This is a genomic window from Oceaniradius stylonematis, assembly GCF_003149475.2.
Classification (GTDB): domain Bacteria; phylum Pseudomonadota; class Alphaproteobacteria; order Rhizobiales; family Rhizobiaceae; genus Roseitalea; species Roseitalea stylonematis.
The window spans coordinates 106,126-129,450 of the sequence record NZ_QFWV02000009.1; the positions used below are offsets into that span (position 1 = coordinate 106,126).

At 65.3% G+C, this 23,325-nt stretch carries 19 protein-coding genes; 9 read left to right on the top strand and 10 right to left on the bottom strand.

Translation table 11 applies throughout. The features are described from left to right. Positions 1–25: 25 nt before the first annotated feature. Positions 26–610 (bottom strand): cupin domain-containing protein, encoded by a 585-nt coding sequence (locus DEM25_RS16795; RefSeq protein WP_109767693.1) that lies wholly within the window; start codon positions 608–610, stop codon positions 26–28. 149 nt (positions 611–759) lie between these two features. Between DEM25_RS16795 and DEM25_RS16800 the strand changes: the two genes are divergently transcribed. Beyond that, positions 760–2,037 carry a 4-aminobutyrate--2-oxoglutarate transaminase gene (locus tag DEM25_RS16800; RefSeq protein WP_109767692.1) on the top strand — a complete coding sequence of 426 codons (1,278 nt, stop codon included), beginning with the start codon at positions 760–762 and terminating at the stop codon, positions 2,035–2,037. Beyond that, a complete protein-coding gene (locus DEM25_RS16805; protein ID WP_109767691.1) occupies positions 2,038–3,519 on the top strand; it encodes an NAD-dependent succinate-semialdehyde dehydrogenase in 1,482 nt (493 codons plus the stop codon). It begins immediately after the preceding gene. Between the two features lie 75 nt (positions 3,520–3,594). Here the strand turns inward: DEM25_RS16805 and DEM25_RS16810 are convergent, their stop codons facing one another. Genes DEM25_RS16810 through hisD form a run of 3 tightly spaced genes read right to left on the bottom strand, consistent with a single transcriptional unit; the run spans position 3,595 to position 7,007 of the window. Beyond that, positions 3,595–4,560, bottom strand: a complete 966-nt coding sequence (locus tag DEM25_RS16810) for a cupin domain-containing protein (RefSeq protein WP_109767690.1) — start codon at positions 4,558–4,560, stop codon at positions 3,595–3,597. Beyond that, entirely contained in the window at positions 4,557–5,669 is a 1,113-nt protein-coding gene (locus DEM25_RS16815) for a LacI family DNA-binding transcriptional regulator (RefSeq protein ID WP_109767689.1), read from the bottom strand. Before DEM25_RS16815 ends, DEM25_RS16810 begins: the two co-directional genes overlap by 4 nt. A gap of 6 nt (positions 5,670–5,675) precedes the next feature. Next, positions 5,676–7,007 (bottom strand): histidinol dehydrogenase, encoded by a 1,332-nt coding sequence (gene hisD, locus DEM25_RS16820; RefSeq protein ID WP_109767688.1) that lies wholly within the window; start codon positions 7,005–7,007, stop codon positions 5,676–5,678. 136 nt (positions 7,008–7,143) lie between these two features. On the opposite strand from hisD, the gene DEM25_RS16825 reads away from it, so the two are divergent. After that, complete coding sequence (locus tag DEM25_RS16825; protein ID WP_109767728.1) at positions 7,144–8,040, top strand: hydroxymethylglutaryl-CoA lyase; 897 nt, start codon at positions 7,144–7,146, stop codon at positions 8,038–8,040. Between the two features lie 13 nt (positions 8,041–8,053). Here DEM25_RS16825 and DEM25_RS16830 read toward each other — a convergent pair whose 3' ends face one another. Further along, positions 8,054–10,339 (bottom strand): TRAP transporter permease, encoded by a 2,286-nt coding sequence (locus DEM25_RS16830; RefSeq protein WP_109767687.1) that lies wholly within the window; start codon positions 10,337–10,339, stop codon positions 8,054–8,056. Between the two features lie 117 nt (positions 10,340–10,456). On the opposite strand from DEM25_RS16830, the gene DEM25_RS16835 reads away from it, so the two are divergent. Further along, positions 10,457–11,689 carry a PPC domain-containing protein gene (locus tag DEM25_RS16835; RefSeq protein ID WP_120222792.1) on the top strand — a complete coding sequence of 411 codons (1,233 nt, stop codon included), beginning with the start codon at positions 10,457–10,459 and terminating at the stop codon, positions 11,687–11,689. 64 nt (positions 11,690–11,753) lie between these two features. On the opposite strand, the gene DEM25_RS16840 is transcribed toward DEM25_RS16835, so the two are convergent. The 5 genes from DEM25_RS16840 to pcaF form a co-directional block, all read right to left on the bottom strand. Beyond that, positions 11,754–12,737, bottom strand: coding sequence for a TAXI family TRAP transporter solute-binding subunit (locus tag DEM25_RS16840; RefSeq protein WP_109767727.1), 984 nt, complete (start codon positions 12,735–12,737; stop codon positions 11,754–11,756). A 268-nt stretch (positions 12,738–13,005) separates the two neighbouring features. After that, positions 13,006–14,370, bottom strand: coding sequence for a sigma-54-dependent transcriptional regulator (locus DEM25_RS16845; protein ID WP_109767685.1), 1,365 nt, complete (start codon positions 14,368–14,370; stop codon positions 13,006–13,008). Further along, on the bottom strand, positions 14,367–16,244 hold the full coding sequence (locus tag DEM25_RS16850; protein ID WP_109767684.1) for a sensor histidine kinase: 1,878 nt from the start codon (positions 16,242–16,244) through the stop codon (positions 14,367–14,369). Before DEM25_RS16850 ends, DEM25_RS16845 begins: the two co-directional genes overlap by 4 nt. A 54-nt stretch (positions 16,245–16,298) precedes the next feature. Continuing rightward, positions 16,299–17,753 (bottom strand): aldehyde dehydrogenase family protein, encoded by a 1,455-nt coding sequence (locus tag DEM25_RS16855; protein ID WP_109767683.1) that lies wholly within the window; start codon positions 17,751–17,753, stop codon positions 16,299–16,301. Positions 17,754–17,894: 141 nt separating this feature from the next. Further along, on the bottom strand, positions 17,895–19,097 hold the full coding sequence (pcaF, locus tag DEM25_RS16860) for a 3-oxoadipyl-CoA thiolase (protein ID WP_109767726.1): 1,203 nt from the start codon (positions 19,095–19,097) through the stop codon (positions 17,895–17,897). Positions 19,098–19,298: 201 nt separating this feature from the next. Here pcaF and DEM25_RS16865 point away from each other — a divergent pair, with 201 nt between their 5' ends. The 5 genes from DEM25_RS16865 to DEM25_RS16885 all read left to right on the top strand — a co-directional run bounded on the left by DEM25_RS16865 (position 19,299) and on the right by DEM25_RS16885 (position 23,287). Then, complete coding sequence (locus tag DEM25_RS16865) at positions 19,299–19,502, top strand: hypothetical protein (RefSeq protein WP_109767682.1); 204 nt, start codon at positions 19,299–19,301, stop codon at positions 19,500–19,502. 156 nt (positions 19,503–19,658) lie between these two features. Beyond that, the gene (locus DEM25_RS16870; protein ID WP_109767681.1) at positions 19,659–20,708 is read left to right on the top strand and encodes a TRAP transporter substrate-binding protein; all 1,050 of its coding nucleotides are present in this window, start codon (positions 19,659–19,661) and stop codon (positions 20,706–20,708) included. A 76-nt stretch (positions 20,709–20,784) separates the two neighbouring features. Further along, complete coding sequence (locus DEM25_RS16875) at positions 20,785–21,369, top strand: TRAP transporter small permease (RefSeq protein ID WP_109767680.1); 585 nt, start codon at positions 20,785–20,787, stop codon at positions 21,367–21,369. Beyond that, complete coding sequence (locus tag DEM25_RS16880) at positions 21,366–22,679, top strand: TRAP transporter large permease (protein WP_109767679.1); 1,314 nt, start codon at positions 21,366–21,368, stop codon at positions 22,677–22,679. Before DEM25_RS16875 ends, DEM25_RS16880 begins: the two co-directional genes overlap by 4 nt. A 137-nt stretch (positions 22,680–22,816) precedes the next feature. Beyond that, positions 22,817–23,287, top strand: coding sequence for a 4-hydroxylaminobenzoate lyase (locus DEM25_RS16885; RefSeq protein WP_109767678.1), 471 nt, complete (start codon positions 22,817–22,819; stop codon positions 23,285–23,287). Positions 23,288–23,325 lie beyond the last annotated feature (38 nt).

Sequence of the window (23,325 nt, forward strand, 5' to 3'; positions counted from 1 at the left end):
GCCCGCCGTCCGATCCCCACCGAGCTCAGAATGTCGGCGGGGTGCAGGCGCTGACGATGGTGCAGGGCTTGCCGGAGACGTTGCGGAACCGGTGCGGCTGTCGGCTGTCGAACAGATAGGCATCGCCCTTGGTCAGGGTCCGTGTATCTCCGCCCACGGTGATCTCGATTTCACCCTCGATCACGATGCCGGTTTCCTCGCCCTCATGGGCATAGCGTTCCGGACCCGTGTCGGCGCCGGGCGGATAATGCTCGTGCAGCATCTGGATTGTGCTCTGGCCGGCCGCGCCGACCTGGCGGAAACTGATGCGGCTGGCCGCGTCGGGCTTTTGGGTGCCGAATGTCGTCTCGGGATTGATCTCGCGCAGTTCATTGGCCTTGTAGTGCCATTGGCCTGTGAAGGTTTCGTCGTCGGCAAAAAAGTCGCCCAGCGACATGCCGAGCCCGGTGAGGATCTTCTTGAGCGTGGCGACCGAAGGGCTGGTGCGGCCCTGCTCGATCATCGAGATCATCGAGCCGGTGATGCCGGCGGCGGCTGCCAGTTGGCGTTGTGACAGGCCGCGCTCCTCGCGGACGCCGCGCAGGCGTTCGGCCACCTCGTTTTCGGTCACGCGCCCCTCCCGGATCGATGCGATGGCTCATCTTGTGTCATGGCAGGTCGGTTTCGAGCAAGCGTGCGTCGGCAGTGTGATTAATATATTTGACAATCTGATCCATATATTGAAAGGCTGGCACCGATATTCGCTTTGAGGAGCCCGCCATGATCAACGCCCAGATTCAGGCCCGCCGGACGGACGCCATTGCGCGCGGTGTCGGCATGATGACACAGGTCTATGCGGACCGCGCGGAGAATGCGGAAATCTGGGATGCCGAGGGCCAACGCTTTATCGATTTCGCCTCGGGTATCGCGGTTCTGAACACCGGGCACCGGCATCCGAAGGTGATGGAAGCCGTGCGTGGCCAGCTGGAACGCTTCACGCACACCTGCCATCAGGTGGTGCCCTATGAGAACTATGTCGCGCTCGCCGAGCGTCTGAACGCAATCGTGCCGGGTCCGACGCCGAAAAAAACGGTGTTCGTGACGACCGGCGCGGAGGCGTGCGAAAACGCGGTGAAGATCGCGCGGGCCGCGACGGGCCGCAACGCGGTCATTGCCTTTTCGGGCGGCTTTCATGGCCGCACCTTCATGGGCATGGCGCTGACGGGCAAGGTCGCGCCCTACAAGCTGGGCTTCGGCGCGATGCCGGCGGACGTGTTCCATGCGCCGTTTCCGGTGCCGCTGCACGGCGTGACCGAGGACGATGCGCTGGCCGCGCTCGACAAGCTTTTCAAGGCCGATGTCGATCCGGCGCGGGTGGCGGCGATCGCCATAGAGCCGGTGCAGGGCGAGGGCGGTTTCTACCAGGCGCCCGCGCGCTTCCTCCGGCGCCTGCGTGAAATCTGCGACGAGCACGGCATTTTGCTGATCATGGACGAGGTGCAGACGGGCTTTGCGCGCACGGGCAAACTGCTTGCGACCGAACATTATGACATCGAGCCGGATCTGGTGACCATGGCCAAGAGCCTGGCCGGCGGCTTCCCGCTGGCCGCGGTGACAGGCAAGGCGGACATCATGGATGCGCCGGCGCCGGGCGGTCTTGGCGGTACTTATGGCGGCAGTCCGATCGGCATCGCCGCAGCCCATGCGGTGCTCGACGTGATCGAGGAGGAGGGGCTGTGCGCGCGGGCAGACCAGCTTGGCGCGCGCCTCAAGCAGCGCCTCGAAAGCCTGCGGGACGACGTACCGGAGATCGCCGATATTCGCGGGCCGGGTTTCATGAACGCGGTCGAATTCAACGATGCGGCAACCAAATCCCCCGATGCGGCGTTTGCAACCCGCGTCCGCACCGAAGCTTTTTCGCGGGGCTTGATCCTTTTGACGTGCGGCGTCTATGGCAACGTCATCCGGTTTCTCGCACCGATCACGATCCAGGACGAGATTTTCTCCGAGGCGCTCGACATTCTCGAAGCGTCCATCCGCGCTGCACGGGAGGCATGAATGGCGATTTCCGATAAACTTCTGGGCAAACTCACAGACCCCGGCCTGCTGCCGGCCGCCGGCTATCTGAACGGCGAGTGGATCGCAAAATCCGACAGCGGCAAGGCGTTCGGTGTCACCAATCCGGCCAATGGCGAGACGATCGCCACCCTGCCGGACATGGGCGCCGCCGAGACTGCGCGGGCGATCGATGCGGCCTATGTGGCGCAGAAGCAATGGGCCGCCAAGACCGCCAAGGAGCGGTCGGCGATGCTGCGCAAGCTCAATGATCTGATGCTTGCCCATGTCGACGATCTGGCGGTCATCCTGACCTCGGAAATGGGCAAGCCGGTGGGCGAGGCCGGCGGCGAAATCCGTTATGGCGCGTCCTATCTGGAATGGTTCGCCGAAGAGGCCAAGCGGATCGATGGCGACGTGCTGCCTGGCCAGCAGGCCGACAAGCGTGTTGTCGTCCTCAAGCAGCCGGTCGGCGTCGTCGGCATGATCACGCCGTGGAACTTCCCGAACGCCATGCTGGCGCGCAAGATGGCGCCGGCGCTGGCGGTCGGTTGCGCCGTCGTCTCAAAGCCGGCCGCACAGACGCCGCTGTCGGCCATTGCGATCGCGGTCCTGTGCGAGCGAGCGGGCCTGCCGGCGGGGCTGTTCAACCTGATCGTCGGCACGAGCGGGTCCGAGGTCGGCAAGGAAATGTGCGCCAATCCCAAGCTTCGCAAGCTCAGCTTCACCGGGTCGACCGAAGTGGGCCGCATCCTGATGCGGCAGGGCGCCGACCAGATTCTTAAGCTGAGCCTTGAGCTGGGCGGCAACGCGCCGTTCATCGTCTTCGACGATGCCGATCTCGATGCGGCCGCCAAAGGCGCGATCATGTCGAAATACCGCAATGCCGGCCAGACCTGCGTCTGCGCCAATCGCATCTATGTGCAGGACAGCGTCTATGACGCGTTTGCCGAAAAGTTCGCGGCGCAGGCGGAAGCGCTCAAGGGTGGCGACGGGTTCGAGGACGGTGTCGATATGGGGCCGCTGATCGACGAGGCGGGGCTGGCCAAGGTGGAAGACCATGTCGCCGATGCGCTTTCGAAGGGCGCCAAACTGGTCACCGGCGGAAGCCGGTCGAACGCCGGCGCGCTGTTCTACCAGCCGACCGTTCTGCGCAACGTCACGCGCGAGATGAAGGTCGCGCGCGAGGAAACGTTCGGACCGGTGGCGCCGCTGTTCCGCTTCGACACGGTCGAGGACGTGATCGAGCAGGCCAACGCGACCGAGTTCGGGCTCGCCGCCTATTTCTACGCGCGTGACCTGTCGCGCGTGTGGCGGGTGGCCGAGGCGCTCGAATATGGCATGGTCGGCGTCAACACCGGCATCATCTCCAACGAGGGCGCGCCGTTCGGCGGTGTCAAACAGTCGGGTCTCGGCCGCGAGGGCTCCAAGTACGGCGCCGACGATTATCTCGAAATGAAATATGTCTGCATGGGCGGCGTCTGAGCCGTCCGCACCCCGCGGCAATTGTAACGGCCGGTCGATGGCGACCGGCCGTTTGCGTTCAGATGGTACAGGCGTTCAGCCGGCTTTGGTCGCGCCGGCCGGATCGTCCGTGTTGCGGATGCGGTAGAGGCTGGCTTCTCCCGTCATGGCCGGGGCGAGACTGCGCGCCGAACCGGGCGGGACCGCGCATGTGTCGCCGGGATTGAGCACGGTCGCAACGCCGTCGACGGTCAGCTTCCAGTGGCCGCGCACCGGCATCAGCACTTCGTGCCGGTCCGTGGTGGTCGCATCTTCGGGTATCGAGCCGCGTGTGATGAAATCGACCTCGAAGCCCGGCCGGTCCTTGAGCACGGCATCGGGGCCGATCACCCTGGCCGGCTCGCCGGCGGCGAGCGCCATCAGGTCCCAATAGCGGGCGACGAAACCGGGGATCACGTCGGCGGCGGCGGGTTCGGGATAAGTCTTCAGTTCCTCGTCCGTGAGAAGCGGCATCGGCGAAACGCCGTCCGGCAGGGCCTCGCCTTTCTTGGTGTCGTAGAGCCGGCCGGTTTCGGCGAGCACCAGCCCGTGGTCGCGCGCATCCTCGATCACCTGCGGCGCCCAGATCACGCCGCCGCCGGCATCGTCGCCGCCCAGGATCGCCATGATCATTCCATAGTCGGTGCCGATGTTCTCGAAGCCGCGGAAAATGCCTGTCGGGATATTGAAGATGTCGCCTTCTTCGAGCACGACTTCGCCGGCAGTGCCCCAGCGGCCCCAGAAAAAGCGCCAGCGCCCCTTGAGGACGAAGAACACTTCCGCCGTGCGGTGGGAATGCAGCGAGTTGCGGCATTTGGGCGGCTGGCCGGCCGCGCCGATGTTGAAGCCGGGCGTGTCCTTGATGTGGACATGCTGATCGGGGCTTTCCGAGACACCACCGCCGATGATGGTGAAATTTTCCTTCTGGTCGGAGCCCGGCGTGTGGGCGTCGATGAAGGCGGTCTTGCAGGGCACCAGATCGCCATAGCGGACGATGCGCGCGTCAAGCTCTTGCGGTGTCATTTTGGTCTCCTTGGGGCGTGCGAAAGCGCGCCATTTGGTGAAGGTCCGGTTCTCGCGCTGCGTTTCCAGCCGGGCGGTATTCGGGCACTGCCGCGCACGATGAGTTCGCTGTCGATCTCGATGCGGTTGCGCTTCGGCGCCTTGCCGGCGATCAGGTCAAGCAGAAGCGCGGAGGCGCTCTCGGCCATGCGCCGGGCCGGCTGGCGCAGCGTCGTCAGGTCGAAGCTCGGCCAGGCCGCCATCGCCACATCGTCATAACCGATAACGGAAACATCTCCCGGAACCTTCAGGCCAAGGCCGAAGCGAAGCGTCTCGGTCACCGCAAACGCCATATGATCATTGCCGGCGAAGATGGCGTCGGGCCGGATCGTGCCCTTGAACAGTTCGCGCGTGGCAGCGGCGGCGATGTCGCGGCTGTAATGGCTGTCGATGATGTCGATCGGTTCAAGGCCGTTTTCGGCCAAGCCGGCGACAAAGCCCGCTTGCCGATCGCGGCCGTTGAGCGATTTCTGCCAGCCGGAAATATGGGCGATGCGTTCGTGTCCGCCGGCGGCGAGGAAGTGGGCGGCGCGCCGGCCGCCATCGAAATTGGCCGAGGTGACGGTGGCGAGCGAAGCGTCTTCCTGACCCCGGTTGAACAGGACGAAGGGGATTTTCGCGTCGCGCAGGCGCCCGGTCAGCGCGTTGGACATGGAGACCGACGCAAGGATGATGCCATCGACCTGGTGGTCGACCATGTCGTCGACGACGCCGTCGACCTCTTCGGCGAGGTTGGATGCGATGCGGACCATGATGTGATAGCCGCGCGCTTCCAACGCGGCGGAGAGGTGTGCGATGGCCTCGGCGTAGAAGGGGTTGTCGAGATAGGCGAGGACGAGCCCGATCGTACGCGACCGACCGGTGATCAGGGATCGGGCGAGGCGGTTGGGCCGGTAGCCCAGCTCGTCGGCTGCCCGGCGCACGCGCCTGGCCAGATCGGGCGAGACCTTGGGGTCCGACGAGAAGACGCGGCTGACCGTCGGCTGGCTGACGCCGGCGCGTGCGGCGACATCGTGCGATGTCACCTTGCCGGGCCCGCCTCTTGGCGGATCGGATCGGTCAGAGTCCATTGCGGGTCACTCGGCGGCCAGCTTGGGTTCGGCGGCGGCGCCATAGGGCACGTTGCGCCCGCCATAGCGGCGCACGCGCACATTGGCCTGTTCGGCATGGCCGACGAAGCCTTCCAGCATGCACAGCCGCGAGCAATATTCGCCGACCATCGCAGCGGCCTCGTCGGTCAGAACCTTCTGGTAGGAATGGGTCTTCAGGAACTTGCCGACCCACAGCCCGCCCGTATAGCGGCCTGCCTTCTTCGTCGGGAGCGTGTGGTTGGTGCCGATCACCTTGTCGCCATTGGCGACATTGGTGCGCGCGCCCAGGAAAAGCGCGCCGTAGCAGGTCATCTTTTCAAGAAACCAGTCGTCGCGATCGGTCATCACCTGCACATGCTCGGAGGCGATGTCGTCGGCGACGGCCAGCATCTCGTCATAGCTGTCGCAGACGATCACCTCGCCATAATCCTCCCAGCTTTTCGATGCCGTGTCGGCGGTCGGCAGGATGTTGAGGAGGCGATCGATTTCGGCGAGCGTGTCACGCGCGAGCTTTTCGGAGTTGGTGACGAGAACGGCGGGCGAATTGTAGCCGTGCTCGGCCTGGCCGAGCAGGTCTGTGGCGCACAGTTCGGCGTCCGCGCCCGTCTCGTCGGCGATCACCATGGTCTCGGTCGGACCGGCGAACAGGTCGATCCCGACCCGGCCGAAGAGCTGCCGCTTGGCTTCGGCGACGAACGCGTTGCCCGGACCGACCAGCATGTGCACCGGATCGATGGTTTCGGTGCCGATGGCCATCGCGCCGACGGCCTGGATGCCGCCAAGGACGAAAATCTCGTGCGCGCCGCCCAGATGCATGGCGGCGATGACGGCCGGGTTCGGCTCGCCCTTGAAGGGCGGGGTGGCGGCGACGATGCGCGGCACGCCGGCGACCGATGCGGTGGCAACCGACATGTGGGCGGAGGCGACCATCGGGAACTTGCCGCCGGGCACATAGCAGCCGACCGACTGGACGGGGATGTTCTTGTGGCCGAGGATGACGCCGGGCAGCGTCTCGACCTCGATGTCCAGCATCGAATCGCGCTGGGCCTGTGCGAAGTTGCACACCTGCTCCTGGGCGAACCGGATGTCGTCCATGTCGCGGGGTGAAACCCGTGCCAGCAGCGCCTCGATCTCGCCTTGCGAGAGCTTGAACGCCGGCGGCGTGTAATTGTCGAACTTCTCCGACAGGTCGCGCACGGCCGCATCGCCGCGCGCCTCGATGTCGGCGAGCGTCTGCTCGACGATGGCGCGCACCCTGGCATCGTCCTCGGCGCGTTCGGTTTCCGGCTTGGCGGTCTTGAGATGACGGATCGACATGGCAATCACTCCCTGTTGGCCTGAGAATACGTATTCTCAAGAATTGATCAAGCGGTTTGCGCGCCCTTGTTGACAGGCATGGCCGCCGGCCGCATGTCCGGTGCCGGATGCGAACGGTGCAGGCCGGAGAAAGACGATGACGACCATCGAGATCGTGGAAGTGTCGCCGCGCGACGGGCTCCAGAATGAAAAGACGTTGCTGTCGACAGAAGACAAGCTGGCGCTGATCGGCAAGGCGCTCGACGCGGGCGTGCGGCGCATGGAGGTGGCAAGCTTCGTCAATCCGAAGAAGGTGCCGCAAATGGCCGACGCGGAGGCGGTGATGGCCGGCTTGCCGGCGCGCGACGACGTTACCTATGTCGGTCTTGCGCTGAACGAGCGCGGGTTCGAGCGGGCCGTTGCGGCCGATGTCGACGAGGTCAATTTCGCGGTGATGGCGTCCGATACGTTCAACCGCCGCAACCAGGGCGCCGATGCTTTCGAAACGGCGCGGCAACTCACCACGATTGCCGACAACGCACAGGGAAAAATCCCGATTGGCGTGACCATCGGCACCGCGTTCGGCTGCCCGTTCGAAGGTGAGGTGTCGCTCGATCGCGTTCTGTCTCTGGTCGAGGCTATCGCCGCGACGTTGCCGCGAGAGATCGCTCTGGCCGACACGATTGGCGTTGCGACACCGCGCGATGTGGCCGAGCGGGTCGGCGCGGTGCGGGATCGCTATCCGGACGTGCCGATCCGCTGCCATTTCCACAACACGCGAAACACCGGTATCGCCAACGCCTGGGCGGCGATCGAGGCCGGGGCCACGACGCTCGATTCAAGCCTTGGCGGCGTCGGCGGCTGCCCGTTCGCGCCGGCCGCCACCGGCAACATCGCCACCGAGGATCTGGTCTACATGCTCGACCGCGCCGGCATTGCGACCGGGCTCGACCTACAAGCCTGCATCGAGACGGCCCAATGGCTCGAAGGAAAGCTCGGCCACGCGATTCCCGGACAGGTGATGAAGGCCGGCGGCTTTCCCGCGCCGGCTTAGGTCATGGATCGTGTCAGTCCGCGCCGCGGACCCGGATCGACAGCCCCTCCTTGGGCTTGATGACGCGCTGGACGAAGAAGACCAGTACCGCCATGCCGATGCCGATCACATCGGTGATCACCGATCCCTCGATCAAGACCAGGGCGGTGCCGATCAAGGCGGCGCGCAGGAACCAGACCGTCTTCTTGCCGAAGAACCAACCCTGCACGCCTGAGGCGAGCAGGAACACGCCGAGCATCGCCGTCAGGAACGCGCGAATGATCTCCAGCGTGTGCGCCTCCATCAGGAGCGCCGAATTGTAGAAGAACATGAACGGCACGACGAAGGCGGCGATGCCGATCTTGAACGAGGCGACCGAGGTCTCCATCGGGTTGGCGCCCGAAACGCCCGCCGCCGCATAGGAGGCCAGCGCCACCGGCGGCGTGATCGCCGAGACGACCGCGAAGTAGAAGACAAAAAAGTGGGCGACCAGCGGCTGGATGCCCAGTTCGACAAGGCCCGGCGCAACGACGGATGCGGCAACGGCATAAGCGGCGGTCGTCGGCATCCCCATGCCCAGAAGGATGGCGATGCACATGGCAAAGACCAGCGCCAGCAATTGCGAGGCTTCGGCCAGGCCGAGCAGCAGGTTGGAGAAGCGGGCGCCGACGCCGGTCAGCGAGATGACGCCGACGATGATGCCCGCGCAGGCGCACACCGCGATGATCTGGATCGACATGACGCCGGCAATGTTGAACGCCTTGACGATGGAGCGCAGGCCCATCCGGTAGGGCGTGAACCAGCTCACCACGGCGGCGGCGGCGGTGGCGAGCGTGCCGGCGCGGATGACCGAATAGCCCTGGAACAGCGCATAGATCAGGATGATGATCGGGATGAACAGGAAGACGCGCCGCACCATGTCGCGGAACTTGGGCAGTTCGTCCTCGCGCATGCCGCGCATGCCCAGTTTCGCCGCTTCGAAATCGACCATGAAATAGATCGACACGAAGTAGAGAACTGCCGGAATGAGCGCGGCGACGGCGATGTCGGTGTAGGGAATGCCGGTGATCTCGGCCATGATAAACGCGCCGGCGCCCATGATGGGCGGCATGATCTGCCCGCCCGTCGAGGCGGCTGCCTCGATCGCGCCTGCGGTCTTCTTGTGATAGCCGACCTTCTTCATCAGCGGGATCGTCAGCGAACCGGTGGCGACGACATTGCCCGCGCTGGTGCCGTTGATCATGCCCATCAGGCCCGAGGCGAAGATGGCGACCTTGGCCGGCCCGCCGCGCGCGCGCCCGGCGGCCGCGAACGCGAAGTTGACGAAATAGTCACCGACCTTGGACGCCTGCAGGAAGGCGGCGAAGATGATGAACAGGATGATGTAGGTGGACGAGACCGCCGTCGTCGGCCCGAGGATGCCGGCGTCGGTGTAGACCTGGCTGAAGAAGCGCTGCCAGGAAATGGCCGGCGAATTGAGAAAGCCCGGCAGGTGCTGGCCGGTGAAGACATAGACGAGGAAGACGAGCGAGATGACCACCAGCGCCATGCCGGCGACCCGCCGCGTCAGTTCCATGATCAGAAGCGCGCCGGCAACGGCCGCGATCGAAATGCCTATCGGCGCGAAGGGCGTGCCGGTCGAATTGCGCATCAAGGTGCCGTAGATCGTGATCAGATAAGCGGCGACGGCAACGCCACAGACCGCCAGCACCAGATCGAGCGGGTTGATGGCGCCGCGAGGGCGCCGGTCGAACCAGGACAGTGCGATGGCGCCGACGGTTGCGGCCATCAGCGGCGCGCCGAACAGCCAGGTCTCGTTGAACCTGATCCGTTCATCGATGCCGTTCCACATCACGCCGCCCGATATCTCGACCGAAAAGGACAGCGCCATGCCAAGCGCGAACAGCGCCGGCAGCATCAGGATCATCGCCGCGCCGGTGAAAAGCGCGCCGCCGCCCTGCCGGTCGTCGGGCGCAAAGCGCGTGCCGCTGAACAGCAGGAAACCCAGCGCAAGCGCGCCGGCGATATGGACGATCCGGAAATTCCAGGTCTCCATCGGGAAGGTGGGCAGGAAGGGGATGACGACGGCACCGCCGGTCAGCTCCGAGATCGACAGCCCGTTCAAGGCGGCCATGTGGAAGGCGGCATAGACCGTGGCGACCAGACTTACGAGCAGATAGGTCCGTCCCTCGTAAAGGCGCCGGTTGCTCTCGACCGGTTCCTCGTCGACGCCGTCCGCGATGACCGCGCCATCGTCATGTTCCTTGGTTTGACTTGTCACCGTGCTGCCCTCCCGCTTGCGGACCGCTGGCCGCGACATTTTTCCGTCCCTGATGTACTGAGGTCAAATTGACCCTGCACAAGAGAAGCCGGGCGGCGGATCGTTCCGGCCGCCGGCACCATTTTGAACAACGCATTTTCGGGAAGGAGAGCGGTCATGGTTCTCAGATTGATGATTTCATTGGTTGCGATTTTCGGCTTGGCGTCGGTCGCCGCGGCGCAGGATCAGATCTGCGGCGGCATCGGCGACGATGGCGCATGGGCGGGCGGTGATGCGGACATGTCCGACATCGCAACGGCCAGTGCGCCGTTCGATGTGTCGGGCGTCAGCGCGCGCGGCGAAAACATCGTCACGCTGTTCGCGGTCAGCGAAACGGCGCAGGTGCGTCTTGAGGCGCAGCCGACCGATGGCGGCGACACGGTGATCGAACTGTTCGGCGATGCGGGCGCGCGCATCCTCACCGACGATGACAGCGGCGAGGGGGCGGGCTCGATGGCCGAGACCGAATTGGCGCCAGGCACCTATTGTCTGGTGACGTCGAGCTACAGCGGCAGCGGCCAGACCGCCGACATACGCGTCGGCTTGACCAGCCATGAGCCGATGAGGCCGGGCACCGAAACGTCCGTCAGCCAGGCCTGCGCGCCCGGCGCCGAAGCGGCCGATCTGCATGACGGTCCGATCGCCGGGCTTTCGGGCGAGGGCCTGTCGGCGACGGCATCGGTTCGGCAGACGCCGGCCTATCGTTTCACGCTGGCCGAGCCGACGGCGATGACGATCTATGCCGAGGGCACGCCCGCCGATCCCGTGCTGCACCTGTTCGACGGCGACGGCGCGCTCCTTGGCGAGAACGACGATGCGGACGGCCGCAACGCGCGGCTCGATTTTCCGGCGGCGCTGCCGGCGGGCGATTACTGCATCGGCCTGCGCGCCTTGTCGGACGAGAACGCGCCGGTGCGCGTCAGCCTCGTGCCGCACAGCGTGGAGGCCGTGCTGTCGCGGCTCTACGCGACGGGAAAGGCCGCGCCGCCCCCCGGCAGCGATCATCCGGTCATGGCGCTCGGTGCGGCCGATGGCCGGCTGATCGAGGATGTCGTGCTCGACAAGGACGCGGTCTGGCTGCGCTTTTCGGTGCCGGCGAGCGGCATGATGGTGATCGAGGCGGTGGCGCTCGGCGAGATCGATCCGGCGATCACGCTGTTCGACGAACTGGGCCGGACGATCATGCACAATGACGATGTGGGGCAGGGCAACACGGACAGCCTGATCGCCACGCGGATCGCACCGGGCGATTATCTGCTCGCCGTCACGCGGATCGAGGATGGCGTGGCGACGCCGGTGCGCCTTGCCATCGAGCGGTTCGTGCCCGCCGGCAAGAGCATCGACCGCTAGGTGCTGCGGCCCATGCAAAGCGGGCCGCCCTCGGGCGGCCCGGCTCGCTGGATTGATGTGGACGTCAGCCGCCATGGATCATGTCGGCAGGGATGTCCGCGCCGGCATTGTCCGTGAACCATTTGGCCGCACCGGGATGCCATTTCATCACGGTGTTCTTGGTCCAGTTCTCCGGCAGGGTCGATCGGGCGGCACGGTGAATGTTTACCATCCGCTCATTGTCCGACATGACGACATCGACCACCGCTTCAACGAAGCTTGCCGGCAGATCGCAATTGGCGATGGCGAAGTTCCACATCGACACCGACCGCGCATCGGCTTCAAGCGTCGTGTAGGTGTCGGCGGCGATCATGAACTCGGAAACCGGGAAGGCTTCCATGATGGCGGCCTGCTCTTCGGCGGTGAACTCGATGATGTTCACGTCGGTCTGCACTTCAAGCTGGCTGACCGCGGGGACCGGAACGCCGGCTGCGAACGCGATAACGTCCAGAAGGCCGTCCTGAAGCTGGCCGCCCAGATCCGACCAGCCGCCATTGCGGCGCTCGAATTCGACGCCGAGCGTTTCCATCATGCGCGGGAAGTAGGTGTCGGATGTCGAGCCGGCGGGACCGAAGCCGATTTTTGCGCCGGCGGGGATGTCGGCTATCGATTCGATTCCCGACGACGACAAAGCCGTCACCGAGAAGGGCGTCTGGTACATCGGAAACATCGCGCAGGCATTGGTCATCTCAAGGCCGGGGGCGATCGGGTTGGTGCCGCCGATCGATTCGGCGGCCGGCCCCATCGTGGTCATGCCGAACGCCGCTTCGCCGGTGTGCACCAGCGCCATGTTCTGCATCGGGCCGCCGGTGACTTCGCCGCCGCCGGAGATGCCCAGTTCCTCGGCCACCAGGTTTGCCCAGCCCGAGCCGTACGCAAAATAGGTTCCGCCCTGCGAGGCGGTGCCGACGGTGAAGCTTTCCGGCCAGCCTTCGCGGTCCTGGGCGAGGGCGCCGGAGGCGGTGACGGCGACGTTCGCAACGGCGGCCATCAAAATTGACAGTTTCATGAATTCCTCCTGTTCGGATCGTTCGGCCGTTCGCGCGGTGTTGCGCGAGCCGGCACCGGGCGGACCGGTCCGTAAGCGATGGTTCCTCCCCACCCGAGCGCCCGGCTGGCGGGCGCAGACGGGGCATCGGGCATTGAGCGGTCACCATGCAAGGGCGGCGAGCCCGATTGGCGGGGCCGGGCCGGTCGATATTGGGTCGATGGGCGCCACAGGGGACAATCGGGCGGTGATCGTGTGTCGGAAACGACACATTGGCTGCAAAAGCCACTCAGATGGCGTCTTCGGTCTCAATGAAGGCGGCGCGGTCGAGCCCGTACTTCTGCATCTTCTCGTAGAGCGCCTTGCGCGACAGGCCGAGCGCCTCATAGGTCTCCTTCAGGCTGCCGCCATGGGCGGTCAGGCTTGCCGCGATCAGCGCGCGCTCGAAATCGGCGACCTTGTCGGAAAGGTTGGCCCTGCCTTCAACGGGCGTTGCGCCAACCGCACCGTCGCCGATCGCCAGATCGAGGCCGAGCGCGAACCGGTCGGCCGCGTTGCGCAGTTCGCGCACATTGCCCGGCCAGGTGCGGGCCGAGACAGCGTTGAGGACCGCGCCTGGCACGTCGGGAGCGGGCCGCTTGTAGCGGGCAGCCGCCTCGTTGACCAATTGCACGAACAGGCGCGGAATGTCCTCGCGGCGTTCCGTCAGGTCCGGCACGCGGAGCGTGACCACATTGAGCCGGTAGAGAAGATCGCTGCGGAACCGGCCCGCCGCGGCTTCGGCCTCGAGATCGGTCTTGCTCGCCGCGACGAACCGGACATCGAGTTCCACCGGGTCGTTGGACCCAAGCCGCGTGATCGCGCGGTTCTGGATCGCATGCAGCAGCTTGGCCTGCATCGGCTGCGGCATGCTCTCGATCTCGTCGAGGAAGACCGTGCCGCCGCGTGCGTGCTCGAACTTGCCGTAGCGGGCGCGCGTTGCGCCGGGGAAGGCGCCGGCTTCGTGGCCGAACAGTTCGCTTTCGATCAGCGCCTCGGGCAGGGCGGCGCAATTGATGTGCACGAACGGCCAGTCGCCACGGGCGCTGGCGCGGTGAAGCGCCCGCGCCGCCACTTCCTTGCCGGTGCCGGTGGCACCGACGATCAGCACATCGGCCTCGGTGGCCGCGATCGCGCGGATCTGGTGGCGCAGGTCCACCATGGCCGCGCTGCGGCCGGTCAGACGGGCCTCGATGGCGTCGCGGCCGCCCACCTGCGAGCGCAGGGCCCGGTTTTCCAGCGTCAGCCGACGCTTGTCGAGCGCGCGGCGCACCGTCTCGACCAGCCGGCTGGGCGCGTAAGGCTTTTCAAGGAAGTCGTAGGCGCCCTCGCGCATGCACTGAACGGCCAGTTCCACGTCGCCATGGCCTGTCACCAGAATGACGGGAAACTCGGAATCGATTTCCAGCGCCCGGCGCATCAGTTGGATGCCGTCCATGCCCGGCATGCGAATGTCGGTGACCAGAATGCCCGGAAAGTTGCGGCTGATCCGGGCCAGCGCCTTTTCGGCCTGAGCAAGGCATGTGACGGGCAGGTCGGCAAGTTGCAGCGCCTGTTCGGCGGCGAGGCGCAGATGCTCCTCGTCATCGACGAAAAGGATGGTCTCGCCGGTCATTCGGCTGCCACCTCATGCGTCATGGGCGCGGTCTTGCCCGGCGCCGCCGCGACCCTGAGGTCGATGGTGAAGACCGCGCCGCCGGCCGGGTCGTTGCGCGCTGAGAGCGTGCCGCCGAAATCCTTGACGATGTTGTAGGAGATAGAAAGCCCCAGCCCCAACCCGTTGCCCGGACCCTTGGTGGTGAAGAACGGGTCGAAAATCTGTCCCAGCATGTCTTCGGTGACGCCGGTGCCGCGATCGCGGATATCGAGCCGGCAAGTGGTTCGGTCGGCCTCGACGGCGATCCCGATCACGGGTTCGCTCTGGTCCTGCATCGCATCGAGCGCGTTGCTGAGCAGGTTGACGATCACCTGCTGCAGCCGGACATGGCCGCCCATAACCCATATGTCCCGCTCGGGACGGTCGAAGGAGACGCTCGCGCCGGAAGACTTCAGCCTTGCCTCCATCAGCGCAAGCGCATCGTCGACGGCATGCATAAGCGGCACCGGCCCGATCTTCTGCTGCGGCCGGCGCGCGAAATTGCGCAGGTGCCGCGAGATCGACGCCATGCGGTCGGCCATCTGCGAGATCCGGCCGACATTGTCGCGGGCCTCGTCCGTCCGCCCGCGCTGGAGGAAGGCGGCGGCATTGTCGGCATAGGATTTGACTGCGGCCAGCGGCTGGTTGAATTCATGGCTGAGCGCGGCGGACATCTGGCCGAGCGCGGCCAGCTTGCCCGCCTGCACGAGATCGGCCTGGGTCTTGCGCAATTGCTGTTCGGCCGCCTTGCGTTCGTCCACTTCGGCCCTGAGCTTGCGGTTGGCCGTGTTCAGATCGGCGGTGCGTTCGGCGACGCGCTGCTCGAGCAGTTCCTGGGTGGCGCGCTGGGCCTCGATCCGCTCGACGAGCCGGGCGCGGCGCTGGATGAAGATGGCGGCGATCAGGCCGGCAAAGAGGATGACAAGCACGACCATTGCCATCACCCAGAGCGCCTGGGTGCGTGCCGGACCGGTGGGCGTCAGGATGGTCACCTGCCATCCGGCTTCGGCGATCGGCGTCGTGCTGGCGACGAAACTCTCCGATGCGCCGTCCGCGCCGATGGTCATCAGACCGATCCGGCCGGCGAGCGGCTCGCGCGTGGTGGGCAGTTCGATCACGCGGTCGAGCGGATATTGCCGGTCGGCTTCGATGCGGCCCAACGCTTCGTCCGACAGCGGCGACAGGGCGCGGAAATGCCATTCGGGCCGGCTGGCCATGAACACCACATCGTTCTGGTCCTTGACAATGATGTCATTGTCGCCGGCGCGCCATGCTTCCTCGAACGCATCGACCGTGAACTTGACGGCCACGACGCCGATCGGCGCGCCGGCCTCCATGACCGGGGCGGCGAAGAAATAGCCGCGTTCGCCCGATGTCGTGCCCAGTGCGAAGTAGCGGCCGATCGTTCCGTCCATCGCCTCGGTGAAATAGGGCCGGTAATAGAAGGAGCGGCCGACGAAGGAGAGCTCCTTGTGGTGGTTGCTGGCGACCAGCGTCAGCCCGGTCGTGTCCATCAGATAGATGTCGGATGCGCTGACCGCTTCGGCGGTCTGCTGCAACTCGTCATCGATCCGGTCGCGCAGGGCCGTGTCGTTCGGATTGGCCAGCAATTGCCGCAGGACCGGGCGCTCGGCGACGAGCGCGGGCAGGGGCTCGTAGCGGCGCAGCGCGCCTTCAAGCCCCTGGACGGCCAGACGCAGCGTCGCTTCGCTGCGTTCGCCGGCGCGCAGCAGGAAGGTGCGCTCGAGACCGGGCAGTGCGGCAAGGCTGGCCGCCACCGCGCCCAGCACGATGACCGCCAGCCAAGCGGCAGCGTTGGCGCGAACGCCCTTTTGCGTGGCTCCTCCCCACATGGTTCAATTACGGCGTGTGCAAAGGCGCTTGAGAAGATGATTCCGCCGCCATCGTTAAGCCGTTTTGATGGCGACGTTTTTCGTCTGCACGTAATTCCACAGTGCCTCGCGGCCCTTCTCGCGCCCATAGCCGGACTTGCCGTAGCCGCCAAACGGCGTTTCGACACCGCCAGCATACCATTCATTGACGAAGACCTGGCCGGCGCGCAGCCGGCTCGCGGCGCGCGTGGCCCGGTCGAGATCGCGGGTGAAGACGCCGGCGACCAAACCGTAATCGGTGCCGTTGGCGATCGCGATGGCTTCGTCGTGGCCCGAAAACGGCATCACCGAGAGGACCGGACCGAACACTTCTTCGCGTGCGATGGTCATATCGGGCGTCACGCCGGTCATCACGGTCGGTTCCATGAACCAGCCGGGGCGGTTGAGCTTGCGGCCACCCGCTGCCGTCGGCGCGCCCTCGCGTTCTGCGCCCGACACCATGGACACGGCCCGGTCACGCTGCCTTTCCGAGATCATCGCACCCATGTTGGCGCCGAACTCGCCCCGTTCGATGCCGGGACCAACGGACAGGGAGGCGGCGAGGGCGGTGACCCGGTCGATCAGTTCGTCATGGCGCTTTTCGTGGACGATCACGCGGCTCATCGCCGAACAGACCTGGCCGGCATTGAACCAGATGCCCCAGCGCACATCGTTCATGAACGCGTCGAGATCGGCATCGTCGTGGACGATCGCGGCCGATTTGCCGCCGAGTTCCAGGATGCAGGGCACGATGTTGCGCGCGGCGGCCGTCGCGATGGCGATGCCGGTCGGCACCGAGCCGGTAAAAACGATCTGGTCGATGCCGGGGTGGGCGCAAAGCGCTGCGCCGGCCTGGCTGCCCAGCCCGCACAGGATGTTGACCGCGCCGGGCGGAAAGCCTGCCCACTCGGCGGCGCGTGCCAGCCAAGCATTGGTGAGCGGGTCGAGTTCGGGCGTCTTGACCACGCAGGCATTGCCGGTGGCAAGCGCAGCGGACAGCGACCGCGCCGTCATCTCAAGCGGATAGTTCCAGGGTATGATCTGGGCAGAGACGCCATAGGGCTCGTGCAGGGTGAAATCGAGATAGCCGGCGCCGAGCGGGATGGAGCGGCCTTCCACGGTCTCGGCCTGATTGCCGTAATACTCGAAATAGCGGGCGGCCCCCTCCACCTCGATCCGGGCTTCCCATAGCGGCTTGCCCGCTTCGCGCGTCAGAACCGGTGCGATCTCGTCCAGATGGTCCAGAAGAAAGCGGCCCATGGCCTGAACCATGCGACCGCGCTCGACCGGGCGCATGGCGGTGAGCACGCCGCTTTCATGGACGCGGCGCGCCGCCGCGACGGCGCGATCGACATCGGCCTCATCGGCCAGAGCCTGCTCGGCCAGCGGCTCGCCCGTTGCCGGATCGTCAACGGTGATGCGTCCGGCACCGCCATCGGCCCACTTGCCGTCGATATAGTTGCGCCAGTAGGCGTCGATCTGCCCGGTCACGGCCTGCTCCCCGATGTTCGGGCCACAATGGCCGATCCCGATACCGCCCGCTGGGCAAAAACCGACATTGCGAGCCCGATCCTGCCCTTGCTGCGCCGCTTTGGCTTTCCGGTGGAGCCTGCCGGTGGAGCCTGGAGCGTGTCAGACGCGTTCAAGCGCGACGGCGATTCCCTGGCCGACGCCGATGCACATGGTGGCCAGAGCGCGGCTTGCGCCGCGTTCGACCAGTTCCAGCGCGGCGGTGCCCGTGATGCGCGCGCCCGACATGCCGAGCGGATGGCCCAGCGCGATCGCGCCGCCATTGGGGTTCACATGGTCGGCGTCGTCGGCAAGGCCGAGTTCGCGCAGAACGGCAAGTCCCTGAGCGGCGAAGGCTTCGTTGAGCTCGATCACGTCGAAATCGGCAGGCGCCATGCCGAGCCGGGCGCACAGCTTCCTGGTCGCAGGCGCCGGCCCGATGCCCATGATGCGCGGCGGAACGCCGGCGGTCGCGCCGCCCAGAATGCGGGCGATCGGTGTCAGGCCATGGCGTTTGGCGGCGTCCTCCGAAGCGATGATCAGCGCCGCTGCCCCATCATTGACGCCCGAGGCGTTGCCGGCGGTGACCGAGCCGCCTTCGCGGAAGGGCGCCTTGAGCGCGCCGAGCTTTTCGAGGGTGGTCGTGCGGGGATGTTCGTCCGTGTCGACAACGACCGGATCGCCCTTGCGCTGTGGGATGGTGACCGGCGTGATTTCCTTCGCAAACCGTCCTGATTTGATGGCCCTGGCGGCGCGCTCCTGGCTCCTGAGGGCGAATGCGTCCTGATCGGCGCGGCTGATCCCGAATTCCTCGGCGACGTTCTCGGCGGTCTCGGGCATCGAATCGATGCCGTACTGGGCCTTCATCACGGGGTTGACGAAACGCCAGCCGATCGTCGTGTCGTGGACCGCATTGGATCGGGAGAAGGCAGCGTCGGCCTTGGGCATGACGAAGGGCGCACGCGACATGGATTCGACGCCGCCGGCCACGTAGAGCTCGCCTTCGCCGGCGCGAATCGCGCGCGCAGCGGCGATCACCGCATCCATGCCGGAGCCGCACAGACGGTTCATCGTTGTGCCGGGCACGGTCTCGGGCAGGCCGGCCAGAAGCGCCGACATGCGGGCCACGTTGCGATTGTCCTCGCCGGCCTGGTTGGCGCAGCCATAGACGACATCGTCGACGGTGCCCCAATCCACGGCATCGTGACGCGCCATCAGAACCCTGATCGGCACGGCGCCCAGATCGTCGGCACGGACGGAGGACAAGGCCCCGCCATAGCGGCCGATCGGCGTGCGCACATAGCCGCAGATGAAGGCGTCGGTAATGGTTCCCATGTTTTTTCTTCTCCCCCTTGCGGTTCCGTCGGCCGCCGCAGCCGCTTGTGACTTGCCCCGGTGGCCGGTTTCGTGCCCCATAGGGCATCACATCGGGCGGCTCACCCTTTTCGATCTGCGTTGATGGTTACAAAAGAACGGCGGATAAGTGCCGCCCAATCGGCGGTATCGGCATCAGCATCGGTGAATGGCATGGATCGCATGATCGGTCTTCCGGGCTCCGGCCGCCGGCCCGGTATCGCCGGCGAAATCCGGCTAGCATGGTCGGAACCGGAATGCGATATTTTATTTATCGACCGGTCGGTGAATGAATTGCATTTTGCCGGCGATCGTGCTTTCGTTCCTTGCTCCGTCGTTTCCGAAGCGCCAGCGGAACGGGTGGGCCTGCCGAGATGATCGGTTTCCGGAGGATGCGCACGCAAAGCGTGATCGGGCCGGGATCCGGTTCCGGCGTCAAAATGGGGCTGGCGCTGTGATGCAATATATATCATAATTGGCACTATATTGCCATAGGCGATCGTTCGCCTCGAGTGTCTGAAAGGGAGGAACCACATGACAACTCGCAGAACTCTACTCGGACTTGCCGCCGGTGTGACGGCGGCGGCGATGTTGGCCGTTTCGGCGCCTGCGGCGCTGGCGCAGGAGGTCACGCTGCGCCTCCACCAGTTCCTGCCGGCGCAGGCGAACGTGCCCAAGCTGGTGCTCGATGTTTGGGCCGACAATGTCGAGGAAGCCTCCGAAGGCCGCATCAAGGTCGAGCGCTTCCCGTCCATGCAGCTTGGCGGCACGCCGCCGGAACTGATCGACCAGGCGATTGACGGCATCGCCGACGTGGTCTGGACCGTGGTTGGTTATACGCCGGGCCGCTTCCCCTCGACCGAAGTGTTCGAACTGCCGTTCATGGTCTCCGATGCGCGCGCCGCCTCGAGCGCCTACTGGCAGATGTTCGAAGAGCACATGAAGGATGGCGAGTTCGCCGATGTGCATATTTTGGGCACGTGGGTGCACGGTCCGGGCATGATCCATTCCAACAAGGAAGTCACATCGCCCGACGACATGCAGGGCATGCGCATCCGCGGCGCAACGCGTCAGGTCAATGCGCTTCTCGAACAGCTTGGTGCGACGCCGGTCGGCATGCCCGTTCCGGCCGTGTCGGAAGCGCTGTCCAAGGGCGTGATCGACGGTACGACCATTCCCTGGGAAGTGACCACGGCGCTGAAAGTGCCGGAGCTTGTCGACAATCACACCGAGTTCGAAGGGGCGCACCTCTACAATGTGACCTTCGTTCTGGCGATGAACAAGGACCGCTACGAGAGCCTGCCGGACGATCTGAAAGCGGTGATCGATGCCAATTCCGGTCATGACTTTTCGGTCTTTGCCGGCGGCACGCAATCCGATGCCGACGGTCCGTCGCGCCAGATCGCCGTCGATCTGGGCAACAACATCGTGACCGTGTCCGAAGACCAGGTCGCCGTGTGGCGCGAACGGTCCCAGCCCATCTACGATGCCTGGGTCGCCGAAATGAGCGAAAAGGGGATCGACGGACAGGCCCTGATCGACCAGGCCCGTGAGCTGATGGACGCTTACGACGGCGGCAACTGACGCCAATTGCATCGAGACCGCGGCGGGCTGAAACCCGCCGCGGCAAATGCGTTTGCCGTCAGGGGGGCAATCGTTCATGTATCGCTTCTTTTTCGGCCTTTCCCGCCTGATGGCGGTTTTTGGCGGCTTCATCCTGTCGGCGCTGATCGTCATGGTCTGCGTGTCGATCGCGGGCCGTTCGCTGAACGGTTTTCTGCATGCCGACATGGTGCAGGCAATGGTCCCGGGCCTTGCCAACTGGTTGCTCGATATCGGAATCGGTCCCGTCAATGGCGATTTCGAGCTGGTCGAGGCGGGCATCGCCTTTGCCATCTTCGCGTTTCTTCCCTACTGCCAGATCACGTCGGGCCATGCGACCGTCGCCATCTTCACGGACTGGCTGCCGGAGCGCCCGCAGCAGTTCCTGCGCATGGTGATCGAGATCCTGTTCGCCGTGGTGCTCATCGTCATTGCCGTCCAGCTCAAGGAGGGGATGGACAGCCGCATCCGCTCCGGCCAGACGACCTTCCTGCTGCAGTTCCCGATCTGGTGGGCCTATGCGCTGAGCCTGGCAGGCGCGGCGGTCGCCGCCTGCGTTGCGGTGTACATGGCGATCGTACGGACGGTTGAGGCCTTCACCGGCTCGGTCCTGATCGCCGACGATTTGGGAGCCGAACATTGACGAATTTCGAGATCGGGCTCCTCTCGTTTCCGGCCCTGCTGCTGCTGATCTTCCTGCGCGTGCCGATCGGCCTTGCCATGTTCACGACCGGCTTTGTCGGCCTGTGGCTGACCAATGGCAGCGCCTTCATGGCGATGGCGCGCCTGAAGACCGAGACCTTCACCACCTTTTCCAGCTACTCGCTGTCGATCGTGCCGATGTTTCTGCTGATGGGCTGCTTTGCGACGCTCGGCGGCATGTCGCAGGCGCTGTTCAAGGCGGCCGAAGCCTGGATCGGGCACAGGAAAGGCGGCATCGCCATGGCGGCGATCGGCGCCTGTGCGGGTTTTGGCGCGATTTGCGGTTCGTCTCTGGCAACGGCGGCGACGATGGGCCGGGTGGCGCTGCCAGAACTGCGCCAATACGGCTATGCCGGCGGGTTCTCGACGGCGACGCTCGCAGCCGGCGGTACGCTGGGCATCCTCATTCCACCCTCCATCGTGCTCGTGATCTATGCGATCCTGACCGAGCAGAACATCGCCAAGCTGTTTCTGGCTGCCGTGATTCCCGGCCTTCTGGCGGCGGCCGGCTATGTTCTCGTCATCTCGATCTATGTGCGCCTCAATCCCGAGGCGGCTGGCGTTCGCGAAAGGGTGGGGTATGGCGAGCGCTTCCGGGCGCTGTTCAATGTCTGGCCGGTGCTGCTGGTTTTCATGGCCGTTGTCGGCGGCATTTATGCCGGCATCTTCACGCCGACCGAAGGCGCGGCCGTCGGCGCGCTCGGCACGGGCCTCATCGCCTGGTGGAATGGCGGGCTGACGCGGCAATCGCTGGTCAGCAGCTTTTTGTCGACGGGCCGGTCCACGGCGATGATTTTCTTCATCGTTCTGGGCGCCGGCTTCTATAACGGGTTCCTGGCGCTGACGCAGGTGCCGCAGGAACTGTCGAACTTCGTTGTCGAGCAGGGCTTTTCGCCATGGCTGGTGCTGGCGATCATCCTGGTCCTGTATCTGATCTTCGGATGCGTGATGGACAGCCTGTCGATGATCCTGCTGACCATCCCGATCTTTTTTCCGGTCATCTCCAGCCTCGATTTCGGCATGACACCGGAGCAGGTCGCCATCTGGTTCGGCATTCTCGTCCTGATCGTCGTCGAGGTGGGGCTGATCACGCCACCGGTCGGGATGAACCTTTTCATCATCAACGCGATGGATCGCGGCACGCCGATCACGGCAACCTACCGTGCCGTGATGTGGTTCGTTGCCTCGGACATCGTTCGCGTCATCGTCCTTGCCGCGTTCCCGGCGATCACGCTTTTCCTGATCAGTTGACGGCATGGCCGCAGGCCGGTTTGGCGGTGGTTTGGCACATGCCAAATTATGCATGAAAATGCAAAAATCGCTTGCGGCTATATGCATTATTATGCAACATAGCCTCGAGCGCAGCAGTGACGATCGGGGAGGAGTCGATGCCGGCGGAGGAGTTCAACGCACTTGTGGGCAAGGTTTCGGCGGAGATCGCGGACCGGCCGCTCGATGACGGTCTTGCCGCCCATCTGAACGCGACCTTTCCAAAGGACGGACCCGATTTCGAGCGTCTGGCCGCACTGTGCGCCGAGGGCGAGGCGGAAGGCTGGCTGATGGCGCGCGAGGCGGGCGGCATCAAGTTCGGCCGCGCGGTCAAGCCGGGAACGGATGCGGGCCGGTTCAGCGTCGATGTCGTGCGCATGAAAGATGTGCGCGGGCCGCACCATGTGCACACCCAGGGCGAGATCGGCGCTGTCCTGCCGATCGCGGGAGCGCCGAAATTCGATGATTTCGATGCGGGCTGGTATGTTTACGCACCGGGCACCGATCATCATCCGACCGTCAGCGGCGGCGACGCCTATGTGGTCTACTGGCTGCCCGACGGCGCCATCGAGTTCACCGGCAAGCCATAAGCCGGGCCAAGAAGACGATCATCGGGCAAGGAGGAAGC